Origin of the sequence: Corallococcus sp. CA041A (assembly GCF_003612075.1) — a bacterium.
Lineage (GTDB): Bacteria > Myxococcota > Myxococcia > Myxococcales > Myxococcaceae > Corallococcus > Corallococcus exiguus.
Genome location: NZ_RAWF01000041.1, coordinates 25,587 through 43,914 on the forward strand (window position 1 = coordinate 25,587; position 18,328 = coordinate 43,914).

Consider the following 18,328-nt stretch of genomic DNA (forward strand, 5'->3'; position numbering starts at 1 on the left):
GTGTACTCCGCACTGGGGGCCGCCACTGCGTACGAGCACCACTGGAGGCCGTGGCGCTCGCGAAACTCGGGCGTGTTGCTGGTGCCGGATTGACTCCCTGCGCCGCTCTTCCCAAAGAAGCGCGAGGGTGGGTCAAATTCATATGAGTGAGATTATTCCGCCTAAGACGTCCCTGTCATGAGGGCGGATAAGCACCCACTCGAATGAATTCGAGTATTTACGGGATTGTTCTGGTTCCCCGAAGCCAGGGAGGGAAGGACGTCAGATGTCCTCCGGGGTGAGACCTGCACCCAGCGTCTCCTCCCTGGCTCGCTTCACTCCAACCCCCTGAGTCAGCTCCCCGTGGACTGCCGGGGCGCGGTACCGGAGACCCGCGCGAGCGCCTCACGCAGGCGCTCGACGACAGACCCGAGGTGCGGGTCCTGCATCAGCTCGTGGTGGCCACCGGCGACGTCGTGCACCTCCAGCCCGCCTCGCACCAGGGGCTCCCACCCGCGGTGACGCGGGACATCGGCAGCGGCTTCGCTGGCGCTCAGGAGCAGGGCGGTGCCGTCGTACGGCTGGGGCACGTACTTCTCGTGGGCGAAGAGGTTGGCCCGGAAGACGTTGAAGAGGGCACGCAGCTGGGCCGGGCCGGACTGCGCGTCGAGGATGCGCGCCCGGAGTCCTTCCTGCAGCAGGTGGTCCAGCATCACGTCGTCGCCCTGTGCCAGGGCTTCGTCCGGGACGGAGAGCATCTGGCCGAAGGCGGTGGCGGTGGCATGGGCGAAGGCGAGCCTTGCGCGGGCCTCGGAGTCGAGGTGCGTGGCTTCCTGAGTGGGCTTCGTCAGGCCGTGGACGTGGGCATCGATGAGGGCGAGCAGGTCCACGGCTTCACCGGCCTCGCGCAGGCGACGGGCCATCTCGTAGGCGATGACGCCGCCGAGAGACCAGCCTCCCAGTTGGTAGGGGCCGTGAGGCTGCACCGTGCGGATGGCGTCGATGTAGAGGGTGGCCATCTCCTCGATGGATTCGGCGACGGGCCGTCCGTCGAGGCCACGCGACTGGAGGCCGTAGACGGGCAGCGAGGGCCCCAGGCGGCGCGCCAGTTCCGAGTACGCGAGGACGTTGCCGCCGCCCGGGTGGACAAGGAAGAGCGGCCGGTGCCCGGGCTCTCCGCGCTCCAGCGGGACGAGGGGCGTCCAGTCCTGTGAGTCATCGCGGAGCACCTGCGCGAGCTGCTCGATGGTGGGCTGCTGGAAGAGGACGGACAGAGGGAGGCTCAGGCCGAGACGCTCACGGATGGACGCGAGCATGCGCACGGCGAGAAGGGAGTGGCCGCCCAGTTCGAAGAAGCTGGAGCGGACGCCGACGGAGCGGACGCCGAGGACGTCCTCCCAGATGCGAGCGAGCTGCATTTCAAGCGCGTCGCGGGGAGCGACGAAGTCCCGGGCCTCGACGGCGTGGGCGTCGGGCTCCGGCAGTGCCTTGCGGTCCACCTTGCCGTTGGCGTTGAGGGGCAGGGCGTCCAGCACCACGACGGCCGACGGCACCATGTACTCGGGCAGCCGCTGCTTGAGGCTTACCTTGAGGGTGTCCGCTTCCAGCGAGTGGCCTTCGCTCGCGGTGACGTAGGCGACAAGGCGCTTGTCCGCGTCGGCGCCCCGAGCCACGACGATGGCCTCGTTGACGCCGGCGGCGGAGCGCAGAGCTGCTTCGACTTCGCCCAGCTCGATGCGGAAGCCACGCACCTTCACCTGGAAGTCGACGCGGCCCAGGAAGTCGATGGTGCCGTCCTCCCTCCAACGGGCCTGGTCGCCCGTGCGGTAGAGGCGCTCACCCGGCGTGGACGCGAAGGGGTGGGGGAAGAAGCGTTCCGCGGTCAGCTCGGGACGATTCAGGTAGCCCCAGGCCAGGCCGTGGCCTCCGACGTACACCTCACCCGCGACGCCCACGGGCACCGGGTGCAGGTGCGCGTCGAGCACGTAGACAGTGGAGTTGGAGAGGGGCCGGCCAATGGGGATGGCTCCTTCCACGCGCGTGCCGTGCTGCATGGAGAAGGTGGTGGAGAAGGTGGTGTTCTCCGTTGGGCCGTAGCCGTTGATGAACGTCGCACCGTCCGAAAGACGCGCGAGGTGTTCGCGCACACGGGCGGCGGGCAGCACATCGCCACCGGCGAGGACCTGGCGCACGCCCGCGAGCGCTTCGCCCTGGTGCAGGGCCATCTGCTCGAAGAGGGCGGCGGTGAGCCACAGGGACGTCACGCGGTGGTGGCGCAGCTGGGCGGCCAGTTCCTCCAGGGAGAGGGAGTGCGGCGGAGCGAGGACGAGCTTCGCGCCGTGCAGCAGCGCGCCCCAGATTTCGAGCGTGGAGGCATCGAAAGCAACAGGTGCGAACTGGAGCCAGACTTCGTCGGGCGCGAAGCGCATGAAGGTGTTGCCGAGCACCAGGCGGGTGATGCCCCGGTGAGGCACGCAGACGCCCTTGGGACGGCCCGTGGAGCCCGAGGTGAACATGACGTAGGCCAGGGCTTCGCCGTCCACGCCAACGTCGGGCGCATGCGTGGGCCGCGCGGCGATCTCCTCGGACTGGGAGTCCATCCAGACGCGGGTGCCGGTGGCAGGGAGCAACGAAGCGAAGGGCTGATGCGTGACCACCACTCCGACGTCCGCGTCCTCCAGCAGCATGGCGATGCGTTCCACGGGAGCATTGCGGTCCACGGGGACGAAGGCCGCGCCCACCTTGAGGATGGCGAGGAGCGCCGTCACCAGGTCGAAGGAACGCTCGACGGCGAGGCCCACGCGCGCACCCGGGGCGATGCCCAGGGCGCGCAGGTGCCACGCCAGTTGGTTCGCGCGTGCGTCCAGCTGCCCATACGTCAGTGTCACGTCGCCCAGCACCAGGGCCACTGCGTCGGGCGTGCGCTGGGCATGCCGGGCGAAGTGGACGTGGACGGGAACCTCCGTCGGGCTGGTGACGCCCGTGTCGTTCCACTCCACGAGGAGGCGCTGGCGCTCGTCGTTGGAGAGGAGCGGCAGGTGGGCCATGGGCTGCTCGGGCTTCGCGGCCACGGCCTCCAGCAGCGTGCGCAGGTGGCGGGCCATCCGCTCCACGGTGCTCTGCTTGAAGAGGGCGGTGCTGTACTCCAGCGTGCCTAGCAGCCCTTCGGACGTCTCCGTGAAGAAGACGCTCACGTCGAACTTCGACGTCGAGTGGGTGGCCTCCAGCCTTCGCAGCCGGAGGTCCGGCAGATGCACGTGCTCCGTGGGCACGTTCTGGAGCGCGAGCAGCGTCTGGAACAGCGGCGTGTGGCTGAGGCTGCGCGTCGGCTGCAGGACCTCCACCAGCTTCTCGAAGGGCACCTCCTGGTGCTCGTAGGCCTCCAGCACCGTGGCGCGCACCTGCTGGAGCAGCGCCTGGAAGGACTGGCCTTCGTCCACCTTCGCGCGCAGGACGAGGGTGTTGACGAAGAAGCCGATGAGGCCTTCCGTCTCCGCGCGCGTGCGGCCCGCGATGGGCGAGCCCACGCTGAGGTCCTGCTGGCCCGTGTAGCGCGACATCAGGCCCTGCCAGGCGGCGAGCAGCACCATGAAGAGCGAACCGCCTTCACGGTGGCCCAGGCTCCGCAGGGCTTCCGTCAACTCACGCGACAGGGTGAAGCCGAGGGTCGCACCCGCGGTGCTCCGGACGGCCGGGCGGGGGAAGTCGGTGGGCAACTCCAGCACGGCTGGCGCACCGGAGAGCTTCCCCTCCCAGTAGGCCATCTCCTGACGCAGCGTCTCACCCGAAAGCGTGCGGCGCTGCCAGTCCGCGTAGTCCGCGTACTGCACGGAGAGCGCAGGCAGGGGCGACGGCAGCCCAGCGGAGAAGGCCGCGTAGAGGGCGGTGACTTCCCGCACGAGCACACCCAGCGACCAGCCGTCGGAGACGATGTGATGCATCGTGACGACGAGGATGTGCTCACGCTCGGAAAGCTTGAAGAGCAGCGTGCGGATGAGCGGACCGGTGCGCAGGTCGAAGGGCCGGCGCATCTCCGCGTCCACTCGGTCCCGCGTCTCGGGCTCGCGCTGCGCCTCCGGCAGATCCGAGAGGTCCACGAGCCCCAGGGGCACCGGACTGTCGGAGTGGATGCGCTGGACCGGCTCTCCGGCCACCTGGGTGAAGGTGGTGCGCAGGGCGTCGTGTCGGCGCACGACTTCCTGCAGCGCGCGATCGAGCATGTCCGCGCGCAGGTGGCCCTCCAGCCGGACGGCGACGGGCATGTTGTAGAGGGGGCTGCCCGGTTCGAGCTGATCAATGAGCCACATCCGCTGCTGGGCGAAGGACAGCGGCAGCGGACCGTCATGCGAGACGCGGGTGAGCGGCGAAGTGCTCGTGCGGGTGAGTCCCGAGAGGCGAACCGCGAGTGCTTCCACGGTGGGGGACTCGAAGAGGGCACGCAGCGGGAGCTCCACGTTGAACCCGGCGCGCACGCGCGACACGACCTGGGTAGCCAGCAGTGAGTGCCCGCCCAGTTCGAAGAAGGAATCCGTCACGCCCACCTGAGGCAGGCGTAGGACTCCTGCCCAGATGGACGCGAGCTTCTCCTCGGTGGGAGTGCGCGGGGCGACGTAGCTGGAGGCGAGTGCGCCGCTCTGGGGGGCGGGCAGGGCCTTGCGGTCCACCTTGCCGTTGGTGTTGAGCGGCAGCGCTTCCAGCACGAGGAGCGCGGAGGGGCGCATGTGCTCGGGCAGGAGCTGCTTGAGCCAGTCCTTGAGGGACTCGGGCGTGGGCGCGGACTCCGTGCCTTCCGGAGGCACCACGTAGGCGACGAGCCGCTTGTCGCCGGGCACATCCTCGCGCGCCAGCACCACGGCGGCGTGCACCTGGGGATGCTTGAGGAGCGCGGCTTCGACCTCACCCAGCTCGATGCGGAAGCCACGCACCTTCACCTGGAAGTCGGCGCGGCCCAGGTAGTCGAGCATCCCGTCCGCGCGCCAGCGCACCACGTCGCCCGTGCGGTAGAGGCGTGCACCGGGCGTGGAGGAGAAGGCATCCGGGATGAAGCGGTCCGCGGTCAGCTCCGGCCGATTGAGGTAGCCGCGCGCGACGCCCTCACCGCCGATGAAGAGCTCCCCGGCGACGCCCGCGGGCACGGGGCGCAACGTGCGGTCGAGCACATAGACGCGGACGTTGGGCAGGGGCCTGCCGATGGTGGGAGTCGGAGACGCATCGAAGGCGCAGGCGGTGGCGTCGACGGTGCACTCGGTGGGGCCGTAGACGTTGAAGACGCGCGGGCGAGGGGCCTGGGCGAGGTGGCGCCAGGTGGCGGGGTCCACGGCTTCACCGCCCACGAGGACGCGGTGGGGGATGGCCTTGCGCTCAAGCAGGCCTTCATCCACCAGCAGGCGCAGGTGGGCGGGAGAGCAGTCGAGGACGTCCAGCGCGTCGTGACCGATGCGCTTCACCAGCTCACCGACGTCGGCGCGCGCCTCGTCTGGGACGATGCAGAGGGTGTGGCCGTCGAGCACCTGGATGAGCTGCTTGACGGAGGCATCGAAGGACAGCGGCGCGTTGACGCTGACGCGCTCCCCTGGCCGTGCGTCCGCGTGCACGGTGGCGGCGAGAGCGACGCGAAGATTGAGCACGGAGCGGTGCTGAATCATCACGCCCTTGGGGCGGCCGGTGCTGCCGGAGGTGTAGATGATGTAGGCGAGGTGCTCCGGCGTGACATGCGTCACAGGCGCGTGCGCGGGCTCACGTGAGAGGTCCGCGGAGTCGGAGTCCAGGCAGAGGGTGTGCGCGGAGTGAGGAGGAAGCGAGTCGCGCAGGCGCTGCTGGGTGAGGACGACGGGAGCGCCGGTGTCCTGGAGGACGTGGGCGAGCCAGTCACGCGGGTAGCTGGGGTCGATGGGGACGTAGGCGCCACCGGCCTTGAGAGTGCCGAGGATGCCGACGAGGGCCTCCACGGAGCGCTCCACGCAGAGCACGACGCGCACGTCGGGGCCGACGCCCAGCTTCACCAGCCGGTGCGCAAGCTGATTGGCGCGCGTGTCCAACTCACGGAAGGTGAGCTGTTCCTCGCGGCAGATGACGGCCAGCGCGTCAGGCGTGCGGAGTGCCTGGGCGCTGAAGGCGTCATGGAGGCAGAGGTCGCGAGGGAACTCAGCGCTGGGGCCATTCCAATCCACGAGGAGCCGCTGCCGCTCCGGAGCGGTGAGTAGCGGCAGGCTCGCGAGCGTCGCGTCCGGCTGGGCGGCGATGGCCTCCAGCAACACGCCCAGGTGGCCCGCCATGCGCTGAATGGTGGACGCATCGAAGAGGTCCGTGGCGTACGTCAATGTTCCGCCGAAGCCCTGGGGCGACTCCTGCAACGTCAGCGTGAGGTCGAACTTGGAGGACCGCGTGTCCACCGGGACGGTCTGGAAGGAGAGTCCAGGCAGTCGGAGCGTCTCCATGGGCGTGTTCTGCAGGGAGAACATCGCCTGGAAGAGCGCGCTACGGCTCAGGTCTCGCGCGGGCTGGAGGACCTCCACCAGCTTCTCGAAGGGCAGGTGCTGGTGCTCGTAGGCCGCGAGCGTCGTACCGCGCACCTGGGAGAGCAGCTGTCGGAACGAGTCCTGCGGCTGCACGTGGGCGCGTAGCACCAGCGTGTTGACGAAGAAGCCGATGAGGCCCTCGGTCTCCGCCTGCGTGCGGCCCGCGATGGGCGTGCCCACGCTGATGTCGTCCTGCGTGGAGTAGCGAGACAGGAGCAGCTGCCAGGCCGCGAGCAGCAGCATGAAGGGCGTGGCGCCTTCATCCCGGGCCAGGGCCTTCAGGGCCTGGGAGACCTCCAACGGGATGCGCACGTCCACCGTGGCGCCCCGACGAGACTGCACCGGCGGACGCGGGTGGTCCGTGGGCAGGTCCAGCGCGGACGGAGCCTCCGCGAGCTGCTGCTTCCAGTAGCCCAGCTGCGCGTCCAGGGACTCACCCTGGAGCCAGCCTCGCTGCCACATGGCGAAGTCCGCGTACTGCACGGGCAGTGGCGGGAGGACGGGAGCGCGGCCGGTGCTGAAGGCTTCGTAGCAGGCCGCCACTTCCCGGACGAGGACGCCCAAGGACCAGCCGTCGGAGACGATGTGGTGCATCGTCACCAGCAACAGGTGCGAATCCTGTCCCAGCCGCACCAGCGTGCTGCGCAGCAACGGGCCCGTGGAGAGGTCGAAGGCACGCAGGGCTTCCGTGGCCGCAGCGCGCTGGGCCTCCTCCTCACGCTGCGACTCGGGGAGGGACGTCAGGTCGATGACGGGCAGCTCCCAACCGGAGGGAGGCTGGATGCATTGCGACGGCTCTTCGTGCGCCGCGGAGAGCGTGGTGCGCAGCGATTCGTGGCGGTCCACCAACGCCTCGAATGCGCGGCGCAAGGACTCCAGGTCCACCTGTCCCGTCAGCCGCAGGGCGGTGGGGATGTTGTAGGAGATGTCTCCCGGCTGGAGTTGATCCAACAGCCAGAGTCGCTGCTGGGCGAAGGACAGCGGAATGACGCCTTCGCGCGGCGAAGGCTGCAGCGGAGGTGCACGGAGCGCGGCGGACCGGGCGCCCGCGAGCTTCGGTGCGAGCGCTTCAACGGTGGGGGCTTCAAAGAGGGCCCGCAGCGGCAGCTCTACCTCGAACGTGGCCCGCACGCGCGAGACGAGCTGGGTGGCCAGCAGGGAGTGGCCTCCCATGGCGAAGAAGTCGTCCCGCACACCGACTCGCTCCATGCGGAGGACTTCGGCGAAGAGGTTCGCGAGCTGCTCCTCGGTGAGCGTGCGCGGTGCTTCGTAGGTGCTGCCTGCCTGCTGCGCCTCCGGCTCCGGCAGGGCCTTGCGGTCCACCTTGCCATTGGAGTTGAGGGGCAGGGAGAGAAGGACGACGAAGGCGGCGGGCACCATGTACTCGGGGAGGCACTGGCGCAGGTGGGCCCTGAGGGACTCGACCTCCAGGGAGGCCTCGGCCTTGGGCGTGACGTAGGCGACGAGGCGCTTGTCGGCGGCCTCACCCTTGGCGACGACGACAACGTCCTTGAGTCCCGGGGCGCGGCGGAGCGCGGCTTCGATTTCGCCCAGCTCGATGCGGAAGCCGCGCACCTTCACCTGGAAGTCGATGCGGCCCAGGTACTCCAGGCGCCCGTCGAGGCGGTAACGGACGCGGTCGCCCGTGCGGTACATGCGGCCGCCGGGAGGCCCGAAGAGCTCGGGGACGAAGCGCTCCGCGGTGAGCTCCGGGCGAAGCAGGTAGCCACGAGCCTGGCCTTCACCCGCGAGGTACAGCTCACCTGCGACACCCACGGGCACCGGCTGGAGAGACGCGTCCAACACGTAGGCACGCGTCGCGGGGAGCGGGCGGCCAATGAGTGGCACTTCGTCCCGACCGACGAGGGAGGCAGTGGAGTAGGTGGTGTCCTCGGAAGGCCCGTAGAGGTTGAAGAGCTTCTCAACCGTGGGCACTGCGTAGACCTGCTTCGCCAGCGTCTCCGGCAGGGCTTCACCGGCGAGGTTGATGACGCGCACGCTCGGCGGCACCGCGCCCAGACGCAGCAGCTGAGCCATGGCGGAGGGTACGGTGTTGACGAGGGTGACGTGGGAGGCCGTAGGCAGCTCCGCCAGGTGCAAGGCGTTGCGTGCCACGACCACCGCACCACCACTGGAGAGCGGCGCGAAGAGCTCGAAGACGGAGAGGTCGAAGTTGAGGCTCGTCGCAGCGAGCGTCCCCTTCAACTCCTCCGGCGAGAAGGTCTCCAAGGCCCAGTGGAGGAAGGAGACGGCGTTGCCGTGGGAGATGGCGACGCCCTTGGGACGGCCGGTGCTGCCGGAAGTGTAGATCAGGTAGGCGAGGTGGCCGGCGTGGATGTCCACAAGCGGAGACGTCGTCGGCTGCGTGGGTAGCTCCGCGTCCGAGTCGAGGCACACCGGCGTGGCGGTGGTCTCGGGCAGAGCGGAAAGCAGATGGGAGTGCGCGACGAGTGCAGGGCCCTGGGCGTCCTCCAGCAGCCAGCCCAAGCGCTCACGCGGGTAGCTGGGGTCCAGCGGCACGTAGGCGCCGCCAGCCTTGAGGATGCCGAGTGCTCCGATGACAAGGTCCTCGGTGCGATCGACGCAGAGGCCGACACGGACTTCGGGCCCGACGCCCAGGCCGCGCAGCCGGTGCGCGAGCTGGTTCGCCTTCGCGTCCAGCTCCCGGTACGTCAGCTGCCGCTCCGGCGTGATGACGGCCAGTCCATCCGGACTGCGATGCACCTGCGCTTCCACCATCGCGGGGATGCTGGACTCCCGAGGCACCTGCGAGGCAGGCGGGTTCCATTCGATGAGGAGTTGCTGGCGCTCAGCGTCCGTGAGCAGCGGCAAGTCGCCCAGTCGCGTGTCCGGCTGCTTCGCGATGGTTTCCAGCAACACACCGAAGTGTCCGGCCATCCGCTGGACGGTCGCCGCGTCGAACAGGTCCGTTGCGTAATCCAGCGTGCCGGCGAATCCGTTCCGGTTTTCACGCAGACCGAGGGAGAGATCGAACTTCGCGAAGTGGGACTCCAGCGGCAGGGTCTGGAAGGACAATCCCGGCAGACGCAGTGTCTCGGTGGGCGTGTTCTGCAGGACGAACATGGCCTGGAACAGAGGGCTGCGGCTCAGGTCGCGCGTGGGCTGCACGGCTTCCACGAGCTTTTCGAACGGCAGGTGCTGATGGTCGTAGGCCGCGAGCGTCGTGCCTCGCACCTGGGCCAGCAGCTCGCGGAACGTCGCGCGCGGATCCATCTGGGCGCGCAGGACCAGGGTGTTGACGAAGAAGCCGATGAGGCCTTCGGTCTCCGCCTGGGTGCGGCCCGCGATGGGCGAACCCACGCTGATGTCGTCCTGCGCCGAGTAGCGCGACAGGAGCACCTGGAAGGCCGCCAGCAGCAGCATGAAGGGCGTGGCGCCTTCGCGTTGGGCCAGGGCCTTGAGGGACTCGGAGAGCTGGGTGGGGATGCGCACGTCCAGCGTGGCACCGCGGTGTGACTGCACGGGCGGCCGCGAGCGATCCGTGGGCAGGTCCAGCGCGGCGGGGGCCCCGGAGAGCTGCTGCTTCCAGTAACCCAGCTGTGCGTCCAGCGCTTCACCCTGGAGCCACTGGCGCTGCCACATCGCGAAGTCCGCGTACTGCACCGGCAGCGGCGCGAGCGAGGGCGCCTTCCCCTCGCTGAAGGCTTCGTAGAAGGCCGCCAGCTCGCGGACGAGGACACCCATGGACCAGCCGTCGGAGACGATGTGATGCATCGTCACCAGCAGCAGGTGCTCCGCTTCATTCAGCCGCACCAACGTGCTGCGCAGCAGCGGGCCCGTGGCGAGCCGGAAGGAACGATGGGCCTCCGTCGCCGCCGCGCGCCGGGCCTCCTCCTCACGCTGCGATTCGGGGAGGGACGTCAGGTCGATGACGGGCAGCTCCCAGCCAGAGGGCGGCTGGATGCATTGCGACGGCTCTTCGTGCGCAGCGGAGAGCGTGGTGCGCAGGGACTCGTGGCGGGCGACGAGTGCCTCGAAGGCGCGGCGCAACGACTCCACGTCCACCTGGCCCGTCAGCCGCAGCGCCGTGGGGATGTTGTAAGACGCATCACCCGGCTGGAGCTGATCCAACAGCCAGAGGCGCTGCTGGGCGAAGGAGAGCGGAATGGCTCCTTCACGCGCGACGGGCCGCAGCGGCGGTGCGCGGAGCGTCGCGGCCCCGTCTCCGTCCAGCTTCGGCGCGAGGCCCTCGACGGTCGGTGCTTCGAAGAGGGCTCGCAGGGGCAGTTCCACGGCGAACGTGGCCCGCACGCGTGAGACGAGCTGCGTGGCCAGCAGGGAGTGGCCTCCGAGCGCGAAGAAGTCGTCCTGGATGCCCACTCGCTCCACGCGGAGCACTTCGGCGAAGAGGGCCGCGAGCTGCTCCTCGGTGGCGGTGCGCGGCGCGACGAATCCGACAGAGCGCGACGTGTCTTCCGGCTCGGGCAGGGCCTTGCGGTCCACCTTGCCGTTGACGTTGAGGGGCAGGGCCTCCAGGACCACGAGGGCCGACGGCACCATGTACTCGGGCAGGTGCCGGCGCAGGTGGGCCTTGAGGTCATCCGCCTCCAGGGCGTGCCCGTCGTGCGCGGTGACGTAGCCGACGAGGCGCTTGTCCGTGTCGACACCTCGGACGACGACCACCGCCTCGTTGACGCCTGGCGCCGCGTGAAGGGCGGTCTCGATTTCGCCTGGCTCGATGCGGAAGCCGCGCACCTTCACCTGGAAGTCGACGCGGCCCAGGAAGTCGAGCGTGCCGTCTTCCAACCAGCGGGCCTTGTCGCCCGTGCGGTAGAGCCGCTCGCCCGGAATGGAAGTGAAGGGGTGGGGGACGAAACGCTCCGCGGTCAGGTCGGGGCGGTGCAGGTAGCCCCAGGCGAGGCCCGGGCCACCGACGTACACCTCGCCCGCGACGCCCACGGGCACCGGGTGCAGGTGGGCATCCAGGACGTAGGCGGTGGAGTTGGGGATGGGCCGGCCGATGGACACCGGACCTTCCACCACCGCTCCCCGATGCAACGGCAGCGTGGTGGAGAAGGTCGTGTTCTCCGTCGGGCCGTACGCGTGCATCAGCGTCGCGTCATCGGGGAGCCGCGCCAGGTGGTCGCGCAAGCGAGCCCAGGGCATCAGCTCACCGCCGGTGAGCAGCTGACTCACGCCCGCGAGCACTTCACCCTGGTGCAGGGCCATCTGTTCGAACAACGCGGTCGTGAGGAACAACGCCGACACCCGGTGGCGGCGAAGCTGCGTGGCCAGTTCCTCCAGGGAGAGCGCATGGGGCGGAGCGAGGACGAGCTTCGCGCCATGCAGCAGCGCGCCCCACATCTCCAGCGTGGAGGCGTCGAAGGCGACGGGCGCGAACTGGAGCCAGACCTCATCCGGCCCGAAGCGCATGAAGGTGCTGCCGAGCACCAGTCGGGTGATGCCCCGGTGCGGCACGCAGACGCCCTTGGGACGCCCCGTGGAGCCCGAGGTGAACATGACGTAGGCGAGAGACTCTCCCTCCACGGAGACGTCGAGCGCATGCGTGGGCCGTGCGGCGATGACGTCCTGCTGCGCGTCCAGCCAGACGCGAGTGCCGGAAGCGGGCAGCTTGGAGGCGAAGGGCTGGTGGGTGAGGACGACGCCGACGTCCGCGTCCTCCAGCAAGGTGGCGATGCGCTCCACGGGCGCATTGCGGTCCACGGGCACGAAGGCGGCGCCCGCCTTGAGGATGGCGAGGAGCGCCGTCACCAGCTCGAACGAGCGCTCGATGGCGACGCCGACGCGCGCACCCGGGACGATGCCCAGCGCGCGCAGGTGATGGGCGAGCTGGTTGGCACGGGCTTCGAGCTGCGCGTACGTCAGCGTGGCGTCACCCTGTTCGAGGGCCACTGCGTCAGGAGTGCGTTGGACCTGCCGGGCGAAGTGGACGTGGACGGGCACGTCCGTGGGACTGGCGGCGGTCGTGTCGTTCCAGTCCACGAGGATGCGCTGGCGTTCCTCGCGAGAGAGCAGCGTCAGCTCGGCCACGGACTGCTCGGGCCTTGAGGCCACGGCCTCCAGCAGGGTGCGCAGGTGGCGGGCCATCCGCTCCACCGTGCCCTGCTTGAACAACGCGGTACTGTACTCCAGCCACCCGACGAACCCCTGCGCCGAGTCCTGCAACGTCAGGGTGAGGTCGAACTTGGCGGAGCGCGCCTCTGCGGCCACCTGCCGGAAGGCGAGGCCCGGGACGCGCAGCTCCTCCGTGGGCGCGTTCTGCAGCGCGAACATCACCTGGAACAGCGGGCTGCGGCTCGCGTCGCGCGCGGGCTGCACGGCTTCGACGAGCTTCTCGAAGGGCAGGTGCTGGTGCTCGTAGGCGGCGAGCGTGGTGCCTCGCACCTGGGCCAGCAGCTCGCGGAAGGTCGCCATCGGCTCCACGCGTGCGCGCAGGACGAGCGTGTTGACGAAGAAGCCGATGAGGCCCTCGGTCTCCGCCTGGGTGCGTCCGGCGATGGGGGAACCCACGCTGATGTCATCCTGGCCGGCGTAGCGCGACAGGAAGACCTGGTACGCCGCGAGCAGAACCATGAAGGGCGTGGCGCCTTCGCGTCCGGCCAGCGCCTTGAGGGCTTCGGACGTCTCCCTCGGAATCTGGATGGAGAGGGCCGCGCCTTCATGCGACTGGATGGACGGACGCGGATGATCCGTCAGCAATTCCAGCGCGGAGGGCGCCCCCGCGAGCTGCTGCTTCCAGTAGGCGAGCTGGGTCCCCAGCGTTTCGCCCTGGAGCCACTGGCGCTGCCACGCCGCGAAGTCCGCGTACTGCACGGGCAGCGGTGACAGGTCCGGCGCGATGCCCTGGGTGAAGGCCTCGTAGAACGTCACCAGCTCCCGGACGAGCACGCCCATGGACCAGCCGTCGGAGACGATGTGATGCATCGTCACCAGGAGCAGGTGTTCCTCGGCCGCCAGCCGCACGAGGGCGGTGCGCAGCAGCGGCCCCGCTTCCAGGTGGAAGGGTTGGTGCGCATCCTCTTCGACCTTCCGCCGGGCTTCGGCTTCCCGCTGGGCCTCGGGCAGCGCGGACAGGTCCACGAGCGGCAAGCCCCACGTAGCGGGCGCATGGACGTGCTGGACGGTCTGTCCCTGGTGCTCGCGGAAGGTGGTGCGCAGGGAGTCGTGACGGGTGACGAGCGCCTCGAAGGCGCGGCGCAAGGACTCCACGTCCACCTGGCCCGTCAGCCGGAGCGCCGTCGGGAGGTTGTACGACGCATCTCCTGGAGTGAGCTGATCCAGGAACCAGAGGCGCTGCTGGGCGAAGGACAGCGGCCGCGGCCCCTCTTCGGCCGTCCGGGTGAGTGGGGGCAGGCGGAGACTCGGCGTCTGGACCTGGAGGCGCTGGGCGAGCGCGGCGACCGTGGGGGCCTCGAAGAGGGCCCTCAACGGCAGCTCCGTGCGAAAGGCGGCGCGGATGCGAGAGACGAGCTGGGTGGCCAGCAGGGAGTGGCCTCCGAGCGCGAAGAAGTCGTCGTGGATGCCCACGCGCTCCACGCGCAGCACCTGCGTGAAGAGGGCGGCGAGCTGCTCCTCGGCGGCGGTGCGCGGCGCGACGTAGGTGGAGGCGAGCGCGGTGCCCTGGGGCGCGGGCAGGGCCTTGCGGTCCACCTTGCCGTTGGGGTTGAGCGGCAGGGCCTCCAGCACCAGGAAGGTGGAGGGCCGCATGTGCTCCGGCAGGAACTGCTTGAGCCAGTCCTTGAGGACGTCCGCCGTCAGTGCGGAGTCCGTGCCTTCCGCAGGCACCACGTAGGCCACGAGCCGCTTGTCGCCGGGGATGTCCTCGCGGGCCAGAACCACGGCGGCATGCACCTGGGGATGCTTGAGGAGCGTGGACTCGATTTCACCCAGCTCGATGCGGAAGCCGCGGACCTTCACCTGGAAGTCGGCGCGGCCCAGGTAGTCGAGCATCCCGTCCACGCGCCAGCGCACCACGTCGCCCGTGCGGTAGAGGCGTGCACCGGGCGTGGAGGTGAAGGCATCCGGAATGAAGCGGTCCGCGGTCAGGTCGGGGCGGTTGAGGTAGCCGCGCGCCACGCCTTCACCGCCGAGGAAGAGCTCACCCGCGACGCCCACGGGCACCGGGCGCAGGGACTTGTCCAACACGTACGCACGGACGTTGGGCAGGGGCCGGCCGATGGTGGGAATGGGAGAGGCGTCGAAGGCGCAGGCGGTGGCGTCGACGGTGCACTCGGTGGGGCCGTAGACGTTGAAGGCGCGCAGACGCGGGTGCTGGGCCAGGCGGCTCCAGGTGCCGGGATCCACCGCCTCGCCGCCCACCAGCGCGCGCCGGGGGAGGGTGTCCTTCTCCAACAGGCCTTCATCCACCAGCAGGCGCAGGTGCGCGGGAGAGCAGTCGAGGACGTCCAGCGCGTCGTGACCGATGCGCTTCACCAGCTCACTGGCGTCGGCGCGGGCCTCGTCGGGGACGATGCAGAGGGTGTGGCCGTCGAGCACCTGCACGAGCTGTTGGACGGAGGCGTCGAAGGACAGCGGGGCGTTGACGCTGACCCGCTCCGCCGTGCTTCGGCCCTGGTGCACGGTGGTGGCCAGCCCCTGCCGCAGGTTCATCACGGAGCGGTGCTGGATCATCACGCCCTTGGGGCGGCCGGTGCTGCCGGACGTGTAGATGACGTAGGCGAGTTGCTCGGAAGACACGGCCACGCCGGGCGCTTCGCGGGATTCCCCGTCGAAGTCCGCCACGTCCAGGTCAAGGCAGACGACGTGCGCCGTGTGCGGCGGCAGGGCGTCGCGCAAGCGCTGCTGGGTGAGCACCACGGGCGCGCCGGTATCCGTGAGGACGTGGGCGAGCCACTCGCGCGGATAGCGGGAGTCGAGCGGCACGTACGCGCCGCCGGCCTTGAGGATGCCAAGGATGCCGATGAGGGCCTCCACGGAGCGCTCCACGCACAGCACCACGCGCACGTCGGGGCCGACGCCCAGCTTCACCAGCCGGTGCGCCAGTTGGTTGGAGCGCGCGTCCAGCTCCTGGAAGGTGAGCTGCTGGTCGAGGCAGACGACGGCCAGGGCCGCAGGCGTGCGAAGGGCCTGGGCCGTGAAGGCCTCGTGGAAGCAGGTGTCGCGCGGGAACTCCGCGTCCGTCCTGTTCCAATCGACGAGCAGTTGCTGTCGCTCCGGAGCGGTGAGCAGCGGCAGGCGAGAGAGTGTCGAGCCCGGCTGAGCGGCAATGGCCTCCAGCAGGACGCCGAAGTGGCCCACCATGCGCTGGGCGGTCGATGCGTCGAAGAGATCGCTGCTGTACTCCAGGACGCCCATGAAGCCCTGGGGCGACTCCTGCAGCGTCAGCGTCAGGTCGAACTTCGCCGAAGCCGATTCGAGCGGGAGCTGTTCGAACGACAGTCCCGGCACGCTCAGGGCTTCGGTGGGCGCGTTCTGCAAGACGAACATCGCCTGGAAGAGCGCGCTGCGGCTCAGGTCGCGCACGGGCTGCACCGCTTCGACGAGCTTCTCGAAGGGCAGATGCTGGTGCTCGTAGGCGGCGAGTGTGGTGCCTCGCACCTGGGCCAGCAGCTCGCGGAAGGTGGATTCCGGCTGGACGCGGGCGCGCAACACCAGCGTGTTGATGAAGAAGCCGATGAGGCCTTCGGTCTCCGCCTGCGTGCGGCCGGCGATGGGCGTGCCCACGCTGATGTCGTCCTGTCCGGAGTAGCGCGACAGGAGCACCTGGAAGGCGGCCAGCAGCAGCATGAAGGGGGTAGCGCCTTCACGCTGGGCCAGGACCTTGAGCGCATCGGACACGGGCCGTGCGAGCCGCAAGGGGACCGTCGAACCCCGATGCGACTGCACGGGCGGACGCGGACGGTCCGTGGGCAGCTCCAGCGCGGCGGGAGCACCCGCGAGTTTCTCCTTCCAGTAGGCGAGCTGGGCCTCCAGTGTTTCGCCCTGGAGCCATGCCTGCTGCCAGACGGCGAAGTCCGCGTACTGCACGGGCAACGGCGCGAGGGCAGGCACCTGATCCGCGTCGAACGCCGCATAGAGCGCCGTGAGCTCACGAACGAGGACGCCCATGGACCAGCCGTCAGAGACGATGTGGTGCATCGTCACGAGGAGCAGGTGCTCCGCATCGCCCAGGTGCACCAGGGACGTGCGCAGCAGCGGACCGGCTTCCAGGTCGAAGGGCCGCAGGGCCTCCACGTTCGCGAGGCGCCGCGCCTCTTCTTCCCGCTGGGGCTCGGGCAGTGAGGACACGTCGAGCAGAGGCATCGTCCACGCAGTGGGCGCGTGGATGTGCTGCGCGGGCTGGCCCTGATGCTGGACGAGCGTGGTGCGCAGCGTCTCGTGCCGGGCGACCAGCGCTTCGAACGCACGGCGCAGGGATTCGATGTCCACCTGGCCCTTCAGGCGAAGGGCCGCGGGGATGTTGTACGCGGCGCTGCCTGGCTGGAGTTGGTCCAGCAGCCACAGGCGCTGCTGGGCGAAGGACAGTGGCGGCGGGCCGTCGTGGGTGGCGCGGGTGAGCGGTGGCAGGCGTGAGCCGGACGTGGCGGTACGCAGGCGCTCAGCAAGGGCGGCGACGGTAGGGGCTTCGAAGAGAGAGCGCAGAGGCAGCTCCGCATCGAAGGTGGCGCGGATGCGAGAGACGAGCTGGGTGGCCAGCAGGGAGTGGCCTCCGAGCGCGAAGAAGTCGTCGTGGATGCCCACGCGCTCCACGCGCAGCACCTGGGCGAAGACGCCCGCGAGCTTCTCTTCGGTGGCGTCGCGAGGAGCGACGAAGTCCGCGAGCGGCGAAGCGTCCGGGACGGGGAGGGCCTTGCGATCCACCTTGCCGTTGGCGTTGAGAGGCAACGCGTCCAGGGGGACGAAGGCGGCGGGCACCATGTACTCGGGCAGGTGCTGCTTGAGGTGGGCGCGGAGGACGGAGACATCGAGCGCCTCACCTACGACATAGGCGACGAGGCGCTTGTCCCCGGGGACGTCCTCACGAGCGAGGACGACGGCTTCGCGCACGGAAGCGTGAGCGAGGAGGGAGGCTTCGATTTCGCCCAGCTCGATTCGGAAACCACGCACCTTCACCTGGAAGTCGAGCCGCTGGAGGTAGTCCAGTTGTCCGTCGGCGCGCCAGCGCACGACGTCACCGGTGCGGTAGAGGCGGGCACCCGGCGTGGAGGAGAAGGGGTGCGGGATGAAGCGCTCAGCGCTCAGCGCAGGCTGGCCCAGATAGCCCCAGGCGAGGCCCTCACTGGCGAGGAAGAGCTCACCGGGGACACCCACGGGCACCGGCTGAAGGTTGGCGTCGAGGACGTAGGTGCGGGTGTTGGCGATGGGCCGGCCGATGGGGGGCCGCGTGCCGTCGTCGCGCATGACGGGGGTGAAGGTGGCGACGACAGTGCTCTCGGTGGGCCCGTAGTGGTTGAAGAGGGCGGCGGGCACTGAAGGAGGTGGCCCGTGGTGCAGGGCGTCTCCGCCCGTCAGCAGTGCGCGCAGGGCGATGGGGCGAGGCCACTCCTCACGCAGCACGGCCTCGGCCAGAGGCGTGGGCATGAAGCAGGTGGTGATGGCTTCGCGTGCCAGCCATTGCAGCAGTTGGGATGGCTCCGCACGCACGGCGTCGGGCGGGACGACGAGGCTGGCGCCAGAGGCGAGGGAAGGCCACACCTCCCAGGTGGAGGCGTCGAAGGCGACGCCCGCGGTGAGGGCCGTGGAGTCCTTGGGCGTCAGCGCGTAGGTGCGCTGGTGCCAGGAGACGAGGTTCATCAACGCGCGGTGGTGGACAGCGACGCCCTTGGGCCGTCCGGTGCTGCCGGAGGTGTAGATGACGTAGGCCAAATCCTCCGGGCCCACGGGCATCA

1 protein-coding gene is annotated in these 18,328 nt (G+C 69.7%); it reads right to left on the reverse strand.

Going from position 1 to position 18,328, the window contains the following annotated elements; all coding sequences use genetic code 11:
* Positions 1-332 precede the first annotated feature (332 nt).
* Positions 333-18,326, reverse strand: coding sequence for a non-ribosomal peptide synthetase (locus D7V77_RS10060; protein WP_147452031.1), 17,994 nt, complete (start codon positions 18,324-18,326; stop codon positions 333-335).
* Between the last annotated feature and the right edge of the window lie 2 nt (positions 18,327-18,328).